Origin of the sequence: Chitinophaga agri, assembly GCF_010093065.1 — a bacterium.
GTDB lineage: Bacteria > Bacteroidota > Bacteroidia > Chitinophagales > Chitinophagaceae > Chitinophaga > Chitinophaga agri.
Genome location: NZ_CP048113.1, coordinates 460,952 through 475,790 on the forward strand (window position 1 = coordinate 460,952; position 14,839 = coordinate 475,790).

16 protein-coding genes and 1 pseudogene are annotated in these 14,839 nt (G+C 39.6%); 11 read left to right on the forward strand and 6 right to left on the reverse strand.

Annotation, left to right across the window (positions count from 1 at the left end; genetic code table 11):
- Positions 1-72 precede the first annotated feature (72 nt).
- Both GWR21_RS01785 and GWR21_RS31820 read right to left on the reverse strand, forming a co-directional pair.
- Positions 73-396, reverse strand: a complete 324-nt coding sequence (locus GWR21_RS01785) for a hypothetical protein (RefSeq protein ID WP_162330072.1) — start codon at positions 394-396, stop codon at positions 73-75.
- Between the two features lie 466 nt (positions 397-862).
- Entirely contained in the window at positions 863-1,408 is a 546-nt protein-coding gene (locus GWR21_RS31820) for a DUF305 domain-containing protein (protein ID WP_394367253.1), read from the reverse strand.
- A gap of 300 nt (positions 1,409-1,708) precedes the next feature.
- Between GWR21_RS31820 and GWR21_RS31825 the strand changes: the two genes are divergently transcribed.
- Positions 1,709-1,768, forward strand: a complete 60-nt coding sequence (locus GWR21_RS31825; RefSeq protein WP_394367285.1) for a hypothetical protein — start codon at positions 1,709-1,711, stop codon at positions 1,766-1,768.
- Positions 1,769-1,962: 194 nt separating this feature from the next.
- On the opposite strand, the gene GWR21_RS01800 is transcribed toward GWR21_RS31825, so the two are convergent.
- Positions 1,963-3,378 carry an MAC/perforin domain-containing protein gene (locus GWR21_RS01800; protein WP_162330073.1) on the reverse strand — a complete coding sequence of 472 codons (1,416 nt, stop codon included), beginning with the start codon at positions 3,376-3,378 and terminating at the stop codon, positions 1,963-1,965.
- An 871-nt stretch (positions 3,379-4,249) separates the two neighbouring features.
- On the opposite strand from GWR21_RS01800, the gene GWR21_RS01805 reads away from it, so the two are divergent.
- Positions 4,250-4,861, forward strand: a complete 612-nt coding sequence (locus GWR21_RS01805) for a hypothetical protein (protein WP_162330074.1) — start codon at positions 4,250-4,252, stop codon at positions 4,859-4,861.
- Positions 4,862-5,426: 565 nt separating this feature from the next.
- Here GWR21_RS01805 and istB read toward each other — a convergent pair.
- Both istB and istA read right to left on the reverse strand, forming a co-directional pair.
- Positions 5,427-6,164, reverse strand: coding sequence for an IS21-like element helper ATPase IstB (gene istB, locus GWR21_RS01810; protein ID WP_162330075.1), 738 nt, complete (start codon positions 6,162-6,164; stop codon positions 5,427-5,429).
- 39 nt (positions 6,165-6,203) lie between these two features.
- A complete protein-coding gene (istA, locus tag GWR21_RS01815; RefSeq protein ID WP_162330076.1) occupies positions 6,204-7,748 on the reverse strand; it encodes an IS21 family transposase in 1,545 nt (514 codons plus the stop codon).
- Between the two features lie 384 nt (positions 7,749-8,132).
- Here istA and GWR21_RS01820 point away from each other — a divergent pair, with 384 nt between their 5' ends.
- The 4 genes and pseudogenes from GWR21_RS01820 to GWR21_RS31450 all read left to right on the forward strand — a co-directional run.
- Positions 8,133-8,558: a hypothetical protein gene (locus GWR21_RS01820; RefSeq protein ID WP_162330077.1), complete on the forward strand. Its 426-nt coding sequence runs from the start codon at positions 8,133-8,135 to the stop codon at positions 8,556-8,558.
- 335 nt (positions 8,559-8,893) lie between these two features.
- Positions 8,894-8,989 (forward strand): hypothetical protein, encoded by a 96-nt coding sequence (locus GWR21_RS31830; RefSeq protein WP_394367286.1) that lies wholly within the window; start codon positions 8,894-8,896, stop codon positions 8,987-8,989.
- A gap of 244 nt (positions 8,990-9,233) precedes the next feature.
- Positions 9,234-9,761: a hypothetical protein gene (locus tag GWR21_RS01825; protein WP_162330078.1), complete on the forward strand. Its 528-nt coding sequence runs from the start codon at positions 9,234-9,236 to the stop codon at positions 9,759-9,761.
- 48 nt (positions 9,762-9,809) lie between these two features.
- A pseudogene (locus GWR21_RS31450) lies at positions 9,810-10,714 on the forward strand (IS256 family transposase); the annotation flags it as partial.
- A 68-nt stretch (positions 10,715-10,782) separates the two neighbouring features.
- Here GWR21_RS31450 and tnpA read toward each other — a convergent pair.
- Entirely contained in the window at positions 10,783-11,115 is a 333-nt protein-coding gene (tnpA, locus tag GWR21_RS01835) for an IS66 family insertion sequence element accessory protein TnpA (protein ID WP_162330079.1), read from the reverse strand.
- Between the two features lie 44 nt (positions 11,116-11,159).
- Here tnpA and GWR21_RS01840 point away from each other — a divergent pair, with 44 nt between their 5' ends.
- From GWR21_RS01840 to GWR21_RS01855, 5 genes are all read left to right on the forward strand, one after another.
- Positions 11,160-11,648 carry a hypothetical protein gene (locus GWR21_RS01840; RefSeq protein ID WP_162330080.1) on the forward strand — a complete coding sequence of 163 codons (489 nt, stop codon included), beginning with the start codon at positions 11,160-11,162 and terminating at the stop codon, positions 11,646-11,648.
- 603 nt (positions 11,649-12,251) lie between these two features.
- A complete protein-coding gene (locus GWR21_RS01845) occupies positions 12,252-12,638 on the forward strand; it encodes a hypothetical protein (protein ID WP_162330081.1) in 387 nt (128 codons plus the stop codon).
- 20 nt (positions 12,639-12,658) lie between these two features.
- On the forward strand, positions 12,659-13,228 hold the full coding sequence (locus GWR21_RS01850; RefSeq protein ID WP_162330082.1) for a restriction endonuclease: 570 nt from the start codon (positions 12,659-12,661) through the stop codon (positions 13,226-13,228).
- A gap of 198 nt (positions 13,229-13,426) precedes the next feature.
- On the forward strand, positions 13,427-13,579 hold the full coding sequence (locus GWR21_RS31310) for a hypothetical protein (RefSeq protein ID WP_202929030.1): 153 nt from the start codon (positions 13,427-13,429) through the stop codon (positions 13,577-13,579).
- 313 nt (positions 13,580-13,892) lie between these two features.
- A complete protein-coding gene (locus tag GWR21_RS01855; protein WP_162330083.1) occupies positions 13,893-14,597 on the forward strand; it encodes a hypothetical protein in 705 nt (234 codons plus the stop codon).
- The last annotated feature ends 242 nt before the right edge of the window (positions 14,598-14,839 follow it).

A 14,839-nucleotide genomic window follows, 5' to 3' on the forward strand; every position in this document is an offset into this window, starting at 1 on the left:
CCATTAAATGCGAAATATAAAACATTTTGCCATATACACCCGGCCCTGTGACCAGCAAATTCATCCTATAGCTCAGCCAGCCTTTTTCATTTGAATGTCTGGCATTGCCGTCGCAGCAAACAAAATTGCTCCTGCCAGGAAGCACAAAGCATCTAATGGATCTGCCGTAAACTTGTTGCTCAATGCTGGAAAGACAATTTCAGAAACTAAAATCGTTAAGAAGACATAGCATAAGATATGAACGATTGGCAGTTGGTAGTTTGGCTCTTTAAGAAACCAACGGCGTTCGCGCGTTAACAAATACAAGCAGATGGGCATGAATACTAATGGATCAAGAAACGAATCGGCTATTTCCAACTTGACGTACAGTACTTTCTGCAACAGCTGATGTGCCAAAAATAATATTTTACTCAAAACGAACAGGCAATCGTCTAATCTGAATTTCTTCATAGCGCAACAGCAAATGCAAACAGCAGAATGATCAAAAAAACCGGTGAAAGTGCCAGTGCAATTATCAGAACGGGCAATTTGGAAACAAAAATTATACTTCGCAACAAAAGCGGTTGCGTCCGGTCCGGGCGAAGCCAGTCTTGAAACCGTCTAAGGGTCCGGGACAGGGAGGCTCTTAATTCGCTGCTTAGCGTATCATGTCCGGTCTTTGGATCTTTTTCATTTGGCATACTGTTAATCGATTCCTGTAGGTTAAAAGCAAATATCTTCACATAAAACGTGCCGTCATGTCTTCCCAGCTTCTTTAATTATTCTTTTTTGTGATTGGGTTAGATGCAGAAACGCCTCTTCAGAAAATCGAATATGGTTTATACCCCTGGGTTACCTAATTTGAAGATTTCATACGCAGCTATTAGAAATTTTTCAGCATCGATTTCATTAATCGAATCTCTCGCTCCTGAGATTGAATGATGCTATCTGCAAGTTGCCGCACTTGTGGATCCTTTAGTTTTGCATGTTTGCTGGTCATAATGGCTGATGAATGATGTGGGATCATTGCTTTCATATATTGTACATCAGTAACTGGTGTCTGGCTTCTCAATAAGGTAAGCGATACGAAAAAGAGTACTATACTAAATACTATAATTAAGCCATTTTTGTTTCTATTCATATACATGTCCCGCATTATTCCCAACATAATAAGTGCCATAGGACACACCATTAATAATGACATGTAAAATCGGCTTAGGCTTAAATATATGTGGTCAGCCGAATCTACATTTAAAAACATGACCCCGTACATTATAAAAAAAGATATTACGCAAGATATCAGGAGCTTCCAATAATTATTTTTATTCATCATTTTTTCTGAATTTATCTGCTGAATGTAATTATATAGTCTACGTACATTATCAACACTAAAATCATTCCCGACTTGATAGATCAGATTGCTTATCATGCGGTATTAAATCTGAGTAGCCCTATTTTAAGTATATCCTGGAGGGAATTTTATTGATTTAAAATACATAGATCCTGTTAAAAGGGAATAAGAACATTTTCTTCAGGAACGATTTAATCTCAATGAAGATAAGGCGGATGGTCAGAGAATTGTCGCGGAAATAACCCGGAATGTTTACTTTAAGCGTAAAAATTTATCGACGCTTATTTTTCAATGTTCATCGCCGCAATCGGTCTCAATGTGAACTCTACAGCTGTTATTGTTGGCGCAATGCTTATTTCACCATTGATGGGACCGATTATGGGCATCGGCCTCACGATAGCCACAAATGATTTTGATCTATGTTTATTGTCCTGTTAGGTGGATTATCCGGCATCGCTGTCTGACGAGAAGGGAAAAGAGCCATGTCATCCCTGGTATATTTTCAGCAAAAAAGGATCACCAAAATACTGGAAGAGCCGAAGACTAATCTTCAGCACTCAACAGCGAACAAAATTAACGAAAAAGGCGGCCTCATAGGAGACCGCTTCTTTCATAAAAATAGTTAAACGAGCTTAGTTCTGTGGGATGTAGCCAAGAATGGATTCATACACGTATGTTTTCTTAAAAAGGCTCGCACCTATCGTAAAACTTTTACCACGATCAGTAGTCGTATAATAGTGCATTCCATCAGCATTGTAACGATATATAGGAACAGCACCCGGAGTTGGATCTTTATAGATATATCCGGCAATCCATTCATATTTACCGTGTTGCCCACCGTAGCCAATTTCATTGAAATCGTTGGTAAAGAAGTGTGTATTGTTGTTCTGGAAATATCTGTAAATAGGAATAGTACCCGGCTTAGAATTATCCGTAAATGCGGTTCCGATGATACCCTGATTTGTCCAATACGCTACGCCAGCTACCTCAGCGGGAGTAGTCGTCAACAAAATGTCAACCACCTGGAAATTCTTGTTATAGTAGTAAGAATACATCGGAGCCTTCTCGTATTGCAGATTGACAGCGTTATTCTGAATATACTGCTCAGTATAAGCAGCCAGTTCAGCCTTCTTGGCCGGATCATCTACGAGATCACTAATAGCGATCAGACCATTTTGAGGGATTTCAACGAGTACGGAGTTTTCCGGAGTGATTGTTTTTTGCCAGTCACTGGGATCGAATTTAGTACCATCTTTAGCATTAAATGTAGCAACTGATGTGAATCCACCGCCTCTGGTATGATAATGAATTGTCTCCAGCGTGTTACTATCTGAAGCTGATTTCTCAACACCGATTGTCAGGTCAATACCGAATGCATTTTTCATATTCAGTTGCAAACCGCCTCCAGCGGCAACAGTACGTCGTCCACTTCTTGTCTCAGATTTGTAGATGATCTCCACTTTGCCTCCAGTTACAATACTTAAATACACGTGAGTACCGTAGCGGGTTACAATTTCACTTGCAGGTCGGGTAGCAATGTCGGACCTGAATTCAGGCGTGAGATAATTTTTTAACGTAGCTGCATCCGTACTCAATACTATCTCCTTACTTTTCAGCACCAGGTTACAAAAACCATAGATATCCTTGGACGAAAAGGTATTCGTTTGCTCCCGGTTAAATTTTAAGGTTCCGGAGAAGGCGGTGTATTTAGCGGTTGCGCTTAAACTCATGGAAACTTTCTTCATCAGTGACGCTGCATCGGCAGCATATTCGAAATACAGTTTCTGGTCTCTCAGCGTTTTTATATTCACGCTGCCGGGGTTGGCAGCATAGAATGCAGCAAAATCAAATACCCGGCTACGAGACGCTTCTGCATCAGCAAAAGGCCCTGTTACATCACAACCGTAACCAACTACATCATAAGCACCATCACCGGCTGCTGCAATAGTGGGAGTACGGTTTTCATTAGGGATAAGTTTGTCCTGTCTGGCTTCTTTCTGGCAGGCGAAACAGAACGCTGCAAGGCTAAGCAGCACGACTCTTTTCATAGTTTACTTTTATTAATGATGAATAATGACATAGGAATACCTTATCGTGCCTTGATCAGCACAACAGCTCGTAATGGTTAAGAAAAACGGCACAGTAGCTATACCGGGAGAGCCGGATAGCAGCAGGATAATAAAAACATAAAATGGTTATTGATGCATTAAAGGAAATAGGTTATACATAAGTCAGCAAAGGAATAAATAATGGCATTTTCCTTAGGTCAACTTCGATACTTTACGTTCTTTATTTCTCATAAAAAGCAGGTATTAATGGGCTACTAACATAGATGCCAAATACAAATTGTATCGGCCCGGTGCTACTCAAAAGTTAAAACAAATGAAACGCAGGTTAAAGTGTCTGTATTACACAATGGAACATTAAACGGGTACATGGTACGGGTAAACATTCGTAGTTTCAATTGAATTTTCGCTGCGAAGATACCGCAATCTAGAAACACTATCAAAAATAATATGTTTAAAAATTAGATTATCTCTTAACGATAAATCCTGGCCATTGCTTATTTTTCACTGATCTCTGCGGCTTTAAATATAAAAAGGGAATACTGCGATTTAAACAACTTGAAACAGTCATATCCCGTAAGTTTACATTATTGAATAGAGTGCGGTGCAAAACAGACTCTAAACAATCCATTAAAAACCATTATGTTAATAAATTTGCTAAAAATATTAGCAAATCTAAAATTACGGTGTTAATATTGCCTCGTAAACGGACTCGACGAAAATAGGGCACAATTAAGGTCGAGCAGATCCAGGGACAATGAACTTTTTGCGCGGAAGCATTCCGGCCCGTTTTTAAGCACCTGTCACTTTAGAAACAGCAGTTCCGTGCCGCCAATAGAAAAGAGTAGAGGAAATGGAAAATCATTCTCATAAATACATTTTTACACTGATGTACGTGCCTTGTGTGGATGGGAACAGTATATATGGAAATATGAAAATGACCGTGGTGTCAACGACGCGACAGGCACTCCTGCATTTGGAACGTTTAACTACCCACCTGATTTGGGAAGATCAATCAGCGCCAGTGCCCAAACGGAAACTGCAACCCTTCTACCTGGTGCCCAAAGCCCTTTGGTGGATATTAGCCCCTTATACCAGGGCGCTATACATCAATGACAGTGAATGCCCTGCATTTCAGCCGGGAGATCCCAAAAACAGCCATAGCAATCAGTATCAATTCAGGTTATTCTATCTCATATGCACTGAGAAGCGCCTGCTGTCCGGCGGCACCTCCTGGGGCCATGCATACCTGGAAAAAAAAGACTGCCAGCACCTGGTAGACGATAAACGCACCATACACCTCCAGTGGGAAGACAAAAACAAGCCCATTCCCCGGCAAACCGTCGAAGCCTTTTACTTCGTGCCCGAGCAACTGTACTGGATCCTGGCACCCTACGCCAAAGCATTCAACATCTCTGACCGCAGGCCCATGCTGCTCATCAACCCACCGGGACCAGAAAAATAAGATCGCTAATTCACGCGACGCAATCAATTTTTACTTTGCCTTTTTGGTAAGTAAGAGTAGAAATGAGCATATTTGTATTATGACTACAAAGAATACAATGCAATGATGGAGAATGCCCTGCAGCAAAGGGAACAGATTTTAAGTCACAAAGAAGGATGGAAGCCGAATATATTGTAACTCATGTTAATAGAACCTATGGAGTTTGTAATCGTTGCAAATCTGACAAACTTGATAACGAATATATGGTTTGCCATAAGTGCGGGTCATTGAATTTTAATTGGAAATACTGAAATATCCGGTTCCTGAAAGATGGTTGATTGGTATCTTATACAGCGTCAGGACAAATCCTTTACGCCTTGGAATTCGGACTGCGGTATAGATTGTGTAGCCGAAGACAGGTGGCCCTCGTATTCTTGTGCAGATATTAAGAGCTGACAGATTATTGAATACGAATTCATTGTCTATTACGGTGATACTGGGCCAGCCTAAACGGATGATATAGGGCCAGGCATAACGGAGTCATTGGGCCACTTTCCATTGCAATATTACAGGTATTGATTAAAAGTTAAGCAGTAAGTTTCTTTTTCTTTCTTAAAGACTCTCCTGTCAGTGTTATTCTGTGAGAAGAGTACACAAGTCTATCTAATATCGCATCAGCCATTGTGCTTTCCCCTATTAAGGGATGCCACTGTTCCACTGGTATCTGAGTAGATATAATAGTAGCCCCCTTCTCGTATCGTTCTTCTATTACGTCAAGTAAGGCTGTTCTTGTGGTTTGATCCACCGGAGTTAGTAAAAAATCATCTATGATCAATAAGGGTAGCTTACCTATTGTGCGTATCATCTTAGAGTAAGATCCATCAAGCCTGGCTAATTTAACTTTGTCAAGGAAGCGGGTGGCAGGGTAATAATGTGTGCGGTTAAGCATTTGGCATGCTTTTACACCCAGACATTGTGCGAGGAAGCTTTTACCACAGCCCGTAGGGCCTGTAATAATAATATTCTCAGCCTTCTCCAGGAAGTGCAGATTAAGTAATCGATCTAGTACATTCCTGTCAAGGTGACGATTAGTCATATAGTCAATATCCTGTGGTGATACAGTCTGTTTAAAACCAGCCTGTCTGATCAGGCTTTCTATCCGGGTTTTCTGACGATGTTCCCATTCAGCATCCACCAGCAAGGTCAGAAGTTCATCTGCTGTATAATTTGTGTAGTGCTGATCAGTAAGGCTTTGGTGGTAAAGACGAGCCATAGCGCCCAGATGCATACGACGTAATTTTTCTACAGTGTTGTTTTCGTTCATTTATGATGTGTTTTTAATAAATAATTGCTGTTAGTGAACTTAACGGTATGCTGCCGCTCCACGGATGTTAACATGTTCCGGGATAGTTGGAAGAGCCGCTGGCGGCTCTTCCAACTGGTCAAGTCCAGCCTTTAAAATGCGTTCGATAGTATGATAGCCGGCTTTATGATATTCCAGTGCACGATGACAAGCCTGTTCAAGACGTTGTATAGTATAATCCTTTCCTAAGGCAAGTATGCCCTGGCATTGCTTATAGGCGATTTCCGGATAGCTATACTGACCTAACAACCTTTGGATATAGAGAAGTGTATTATTACCTGCAAGTGCTGCTTTATCCTCAAAAAATTGAGGACTCCAGCCATTATAGACCTGGTGAGTAGATGGCATGTGTTCACTGACTGTGGTATAATGCCCAGGTGTAAAGCAGCGACGATGACTAGCTATGCGGGTATGGTTGTAGAAAATCTCTACTGACACATGATTATATTGCACCTCTACATGATGCCCCTGATAGCGATAAGGTACGCTATAGTAGTTGCGATTCTCACTTAGATAGATATAGCTGGTCTTCTGAACCTTCGCTCGTCTGTATTGTCGCAGATGATAACGCCCCTGTGGTAATGGTTGCAACCATTCTTTTTCAGTGTCAATAAATTGTTGTCTACGGGTGGTACCACCATGAGCAAACAGGTAATCATTGTAAGTGACCAGCATGTTACTGATCTCAGTATTGAGCTCTTCAAGAGAAAAGAATGTATGGCGGGATAGTGGATAATAAATTCGCTGGTATACCAGCTCTACTGCACGTTCAACTAAAGCCTTGTCCTGTGGGTGATATGGGCGTGCAGGGTCTACCGCACACCCATAGAACAGTGCAAAGTCAGCCAATGTCTTATTGATCAGTGGTGCATATTTATGTGCTTTGCTTACTGCACTTTTGAGATTATCTGATACAATGGCCTGTGGCACTCCACCAAGCCATTGCAGGCAGGAAGATAAGCAAGTAATCAGATCCTCCCTTTTCTGGGATGATACTGCTTTTACAAAAGTGTATTGGCTGCAGGGCAGCACAGCAACAAACACTTCCACGGTTATCAGTTCCCCGGTTGTTTTTTCAACATAAGAGAGCCTATCCCCGCAAAAGTCTATATATAGCTTATCTCCAGCTTTATGTAATAGTTTTCCTCCCGGCGTGGTCCTTTTGTTCCACTGCCTTATATGCCAGCAAAATTGTGTATAACGATAACCATCGGGGTGTTTAAACAGGTATTCCTGATGCAATGCTCCCAGTGTACAACCAGGCTTCAGCAGTTCCTTTTCAAAGTAGCTGAAGTAACCGGCCAATGTCTCATAGCGTTCTTTTTCGGTCTGGCTATCTTCTGTAAAAAGATCTGCAAGTTCAGCATCTTCCAGTTGCAATAAGGCTTCCCAGGATAACTCCAATGCTTTAAAGCGGGTCATATAACTGTCTACAGTCTTACGGTTGACCTTAATGTAATCCGCAATCTTACGATTGCTCCATCCCTTCTGTTTCAGTGAAATTAATGTACGTACTTCCATGACATTGATTCTTTGACCCGCCATATACCTATTGCTTTTTTAGGTACAAGACTATTGCAAATCATGGAAAGTGGCCCAACGACCTCCGTTTTAGGCTGCGGATATTGATTAAATTGGCCCGGTGACCTCCGTTTTAAGTGGATGAAAACCTTATTTTTGGCCCAATTACCTCCGTTTTAGTGAGTGAAATCTGAAAATCGGCAACCTACAATCCGTTTTAGGTAGACACTGATCGTTCTTTTTGGCCCTATATCACCGTTTTGACTGGCCCGGTATGCTCCGTTAAGGGTGGCCCAATGATCTCCGTTTTAGACATTCATCTCTGTCTTTTTGACTTCAAGACTTATTAATGTGTTATTAATTTATTCAGATACATGTTTTATTATAGGTATTAAATTGGTTTATGGTATGGAAACTACAAATGAAATAGTCGAAATAGAACTATATGATAAAAGACAGCCGATGACTGGAAAAATGCATGCTGAGAAACTTGCCAATACGACTTTTAGGATGATTGACAATGACATATTCAACTACAGATTAACACTAGGAACTGAATTTGAAACACGAATTAATAATGATGGAAGACATGAAATAGTTAAAATCCTAAAAGAGTCAACATATGTTACGCGCCGATTTTTCCTAACCTCAGAATTTAGCAGTTCGGAGTATCGGTTACTAGGTGATGAAATAGTGAGACATGGCGGCCATTGGCAAGTTGACTTTGGAGGAATTGCGACGATAAACTTACCTGAGCACTGTACTCTCGATATAGACGCAATCTTCAAAATTTTTGAGTTTAAACCGACTGAGATAATAGACGATTGGGAATAAATACTGAATGCCTAGTAACATGACCTGTATTCTATTGATAGTAAGATACACCCCTACACGACTAGAACTCCATAAATGATCGATAATGAAGATAATGTATAAAAGTGCTAAAAATAAAAACGCTTCAAGTCCTTGAACTTGAAGCGTTTAATTTTCCGTGATCCCAGGTATGAGAAACTCGAACCAGCTTATTGATGATTTAACCACAGTCAATGGTAATTGCCACCGGTGAGTTAAAACATACGACAAAAGTTCGAGGACTGCGAGAATTGCTTAAAAGTAAGCCAGTAGAACAAAGCATGAGCAGAAAAGGAAATTGAGAGCTATTTGAGTTCATCGAAATATGGTACAACAGGCAGCGTATACACTCAATTTTAGGATTTTTAACCCCTGAAGAATTTGGTAAATCCATTCTAAAACAAGCAGTTTGATAAGTTGTCCATTTTTTTGTTGCAAATCCAATATATGTTTGCTCGAATTTGTGGAATTTTGCGGGCTTTAAATCTTTTAGATAGATTCAGGTCATAGTTAGATGGGGGATGTCTGGATAGGTATTCCCTTTTTACCGATATGACATTATCATAAAACTGGTGCGGATTAGGCGGGAAAAGTCTGGTAAGTTCGTAATCCCGGGCTTGATCCGGGATCTCTTTTATGCCTAACACACTAATCCCCATGAATACATTTTTTCAAATGAAGGTATCAGGAAAGCGGGCTATTAAAAGTATAAAAACCTGTATAACTATTATTTTATCCTTACTGAGTTTTTCTCAATGTAACCTAGGTTCCGAAGGAGCTGAAACTAATGGTGAAGTAGAGGAAACTGGCTACTTAATGATGGATGGATCTGGATATTACTTTATTCGAATGGATAATGCTGGAGCTCATTCATATAAAGAGACATTAGCGGCAAGAAAAGATGTAACTGGCTTTAAGTTTGAATTTGATGTTGACTCTATGAAGAAAATTGGTCTTCATTATGATACTTTGACGGACCTCCACAAACAGCAAAGAGGATTTCCTTCTATTTATGTTTTAAAGATGACAAGCCCGATTAAAATAGTTTACTCAACGGATTCTGTAGTTGCGCCTTATCTGAAGAACAAGGTTTCTCTTCCGATAACGTTTGATAAAGGAGAATTTACACTAGTATATACAGGAGGTATGAAGGTTTCTAAAATTATTCCTCTTCAAAAGGATTAAATTGAATTGATCACAGCAAACTCTTGGCATTGTAAAGTAAATCTCATGATACCAGCAGAAAGTCTTGAACATAAAATTATTGGCATGTATGGGCATGGAATGAGCTTTCGCGATATTTCTGCTCATATCAAAGATATGTATGACATATCAGCCAGTACACCTTCTGCCATTACAGAAAAGGTTATTCCCCTTGTAAAAGAATGGCAGAACAGGCCTTTAGAGGCTATATATTGCATTGTTTGGCTGGATGCTATGTTCTACAAGGTGAAAGAGGATGGGCACATAAAAAGCCGCTGTGTTTACAATATTCTGGGGATAAATACTGAAGGACGTAAAGATCTACTAGGCATGTATGTTTCCGAAAGTGAAGGCGCCAACTTCTGGCTGGGTGTTTTGACCAATCTTCAACAACGTGGTGTCGCTGATATTCTGATCGCCTGCATAGACGGGTTAAAGGGGTTTGCTGAAGCAATAGCAACAATTTATCCTAAAACGGAAGTCTAGGCCTGTATTGTACATCAGATTCGTAGTTCACTCAAATATGTAGCTAGTAAGGATCAAAAACAGTTCACGTCAGATTTGAGGCCTGTTTATCAGTCGGCGAGTAAGGATGAGGCAGAGGGACAGTTGTTGGAGCTGGAAATGAAATGCGGTAAAAAATATACCGTTGTGCTTGAATCCTGGAATCGTCACTCGGATAAACTCAGTACTTTCTTCAAGTGCCCTGCAGCAATCCGCAAACTTATCTATACAACTAATACTATAGAAGGATTTCACAGACAGATTCGGAAAGTGACGAAAACCAAAGGCGCATTTACCTTGCATATGGCATTACTTAAACTCATTTATCTGGCTACGCTCAATATTCAAAAAAATGGACGCAACCACTTCAAAACTGGAGTATCACGGTATCACAGCTTTCAATTATATTCTCAATAGCCGCCAGTTTGTAAAAGCTATTACTTATCATGATTGGATGAGTATACAGAAAATACCTGCATGAGGACGAGAGTGCTAGCATTTATTTACTGTTTAGTAGCTCTTTTAGCATGTCTGTATTGACCGCCGAATGAAAAATTATCCTGTTACCTGATAAAGATATCACCTCCGCGAATGGAAGTGCAATATCTGGTATACTCGCCTTAGAAGGTGTCAGCTGAATGAAATGTTTTCGTCTGGGAATTTTTGCAGGAGTGGCAAACTGCTTCCTCCAGTTCTTGAGCATGGAGACCGTGATTCCATGATTATCACAAAACACTTGCATCTTTACGTTTGACTGGCTCCATTGCATCGCGATATTCTTCTTCTCCGATATTGTAAATGAACGTATCGTGGAATTAATGGATGGTTGCATACAGCGCATATTTAAACAACGCAAACATAAACCCTCAGACTTACATGCCGAAGATGCTGTCTACCGGAACCTTACCTATAAAACAACACCAGGTCACAAAAAGCTTAGAACGTCTTTTCGATAGATCAATCAAAGCAAAGGAGTTACTCCTAAGAGGTGAAATCGATGAAGACGACTTTTGCGCTATAAGGTCTGATTGTGAAACAAGGATCAACTCAATGGGCAACGATCTTCATCAGTTAGCACTGGGTATAATAGGCCTGCAAAAAGATATTGACAAAGAGGTGTCTCAACTTCTTTGTATGGATCAGCTCTTTTTGAAGCTGCCTTTTGAAAGAAAAGTAAAAATGACCAGGCTTATGTTAAAAGATAAGATTGTTCCAGGTGATAAAACATTCCAAAGTGCTTTAAATGAGATAGCCAATATAATGATTGGGACAAAGGTCTTTGGCCATAAAAAGTTAATGAAAATCCAGAAGAGCAAGTTTGTTCTGAATACGATGCGGAAAGCAAATATTTCTACAATGAGCTGATAAATGCTGCTGATTTCAAAGCCTCAAAGCGAGTTCGATGTTTGGGCAGAAATTTCCTCAAATATTAGCTTTTCTTAGGGATATGGCTTCATTGATTAATTTTCAGCAAACTGATGGGGCATCAAATTACCTACAGCCCTAATAAATAGTAGAGTTCGAGTCCCAAGAGGTCACCCTATTGGTACAAGAACTTCTTGCTAACAAAAAATTACGATAGATAAAGGAGTAGTAACCTGATTAATAATCTATTAAGGTTTAGCTGCAAAGTGTGAAGAGAGTTCGATCTGACAAACCCCCAATTTTTATTAGAACAACTGAGGCGAAATGGAAAAGCATAAAAACACTGAAATTCAATGGAAAATAAAAAAGCCTCAACTTACGTTGAAGCTTTTTTTTGTGACCCCAAGTATACGAAACTCGAACCAAATAGCAACCGAATTGACGGATTTATTTCATTTAGAAAGATAATGTGTTAAAATAACATCGAAAAAGTTCGAGGTGTCTGTTAGGTACAGCTTTAAATTTCTTATCCTCTCACGGGATCTTTATTACTAATTTGTCGTAATTTGTATAACTCATTATATCACAATGTAAAATTTCTGTATGGATAATTCCCCAAAAAGCATTTCAACATTGAAATGGCAGGATATTTCTATTCTGACTGATAACAATAACCGGCCTATATTGATACTCCTATTCCCCGATCAACAAGAGGCAAATAACATGTATCAAATATTGACTAAAAATGCTTTCAACCTAGAAGTATATATGGACAAATCAACAGGGACGCATGATTTAAAAATTCCCCTCACGGATACTGAATATGGAATTGGTCTTAAAAGTCCATTGACATTAGACAAATATCCACCATTGAAATTGCTGCACAATAAGCAAGTACTTGGAATAACATGTGGCTTTAATAGTAATGGACAGGTGTTATTCAATCAAAATATAATTCCTCTCGATGGAAATCAGGTAATATTAAATTAGCAGCCCCTTCAATCAAAAATTTGCCGAAACCTATTGATAATTTAGTTACAAGCCTCACTTATACAGAATTTGAAAGACTTGTTAGGGACTATGTAAGTGATTTGGGACAGCCGCTTAAAGATTTTGAAGTTACTCATAACGACAAAATTCCCACGGCAGATGGCACCTATCAAATTGATGTCAAGGCAACCTTTGAGGCATTGGGGTGTGACTTCCTTGTATTGATTGAATGTAAGCACTATAAAGAGCCTATTAAACGAGAGAAAGTACAAATCCTAAATGATAAATTAAGATCGATTGGAGCACAAAAGGGTATTATCTTCTCAACATCGACATTTCAGGCAGGAGCTATACAATATGCAGAGGCTCATGGAATAGCATTAATACACGTAATAGAAGGAAGATATACTTATGTAACAAAAGGACAGGAAAAGCAAGATTACAACCCTCCCCCTTGGGCTGACATTCCAAAGTACGTTGGGGTATTTCGTTTTAATGTTAACGAAACCGGTGACCGGTATTTTGAAAGTTATCTTTCAAAAAATTACATGGAGGATCTTGCATTTTTTCTCTTCGGAAAAACTACCTAATGCCTAATATATCTCCGGCTTGAAAAAAGGTAGCAAATCATATATTATTTAATCGAAATTCATTATCTATTAATTATTTGAAAAGTTGCTATGGCAACTTTTTCCACATATGTGGAAAAGTATTTTCCGTCCATAATTTTATTAGACCGTTTATCACTTAAATTTGTGTTGTATTTTTAATCTTTAAATCACAGATTTATGACTTACAAAAAGGCAACAAACGAAAGCACCTCTAAAAAGGTTGCAACTATTGCGAGTAACCTACTGCGCAATCCTAAGACACCAGCAGCAGTGAAAGCAGTTGCTGCTTCCGCTCTTACTCAAACTCAGAATAAGAGTAAGAAGAAGTAGGGGACTATTAGCCTAATGGGTTAGGCTTAAAATTGGTTATTGCATAAAAGTTGAACGGAGTAGTTCAAGGATTTCCCAACGCCTACGCCATCTTTCTTTCGAATTGTAAGACAGAATACGTTCAACAAGCAATACCTTTTTCATTGATCACTTGTATACCCCAGTATCTTTCCTCATTCATTTTCTCATCAACATATTCCTATCTAAATAACGCAGCTCTAGGAGAGTTATGTTATTTAGTTGTCCAAGAGCTACCTTATTCATATTAATTAGTATGACTTTCCGCCATCTGTTAGGAAAAATCTCTTAGCGTATGAAAAAATATCGGGCACCACTTCAGGAAGCAGAACAACAAGAGCTCAAACGTCTCTCATTAATCGACCTATCAGATTATAGCGAAGCCGATATCCGGGAGGAATTCCTGGTGGAAGTTTGTAAAATACTTGGATATAGAAAGGAAAAAGACTATAGCGTGTCCCGAGAAGAGAGTTTTCATCTTAATCCTTTGTTTCTATCTGTTGGTAGCAAAAGAATCAAGTTGGACTATTTATGCAGCCTTAGGAAACAGTATTTCTGGATAATGGATGCGAAGGATGGCCGGTGCGTCAACAAGAGCCTGCCACCTGTCATTGATAAATCCGAGGTAGCGCAAGCACACTTTTACGCTCTCCATCCGGAGATTAACTGTCGATATTTTGTAGTAAGCAACGGTTGGTACACGAATCTTTACGACAGGGATTTGTTAGACGAAGTCTGCACTCCGCTGGTATCGATCCCGCAGCGGGAGATAGCTAACCGGTTCATGGAATTAGACCAATATATTGGTGCTACGCAGATCTTGCCAATGATAAAGGCAAGATTGTTGGATCAAATTGAAAAAGTTTTTCAGTCCGAATACTTAATAGAGAGACATGATGAATTTGTCCAGCACGTCATAGAAAGGGCGGCTCGCGCCAAAGACATAGTTGAGAAGAAGAATCGGCTGACGCTTAATGGGCAGACAGATAACTCCCACTAGGAACTACTTTAAAAAGTGGAGATATTTCGCAGCTTGTATATACCGTTTTTTCTCAGCTACGGAATATTCATCAACAAAAAGTTGTGTCCAATATTATTATAGATCGAATAAAGGAGAATCATTTGGCACCATCCTCCGAATTTAATGAATTTCTTTTCTTTCGAAGATTGCTGCTGGACATTCCCTATCCCGTCCATCCCACCTATTATTCAGCTGTTCTCCACTTCCTCATACGTAAGGTT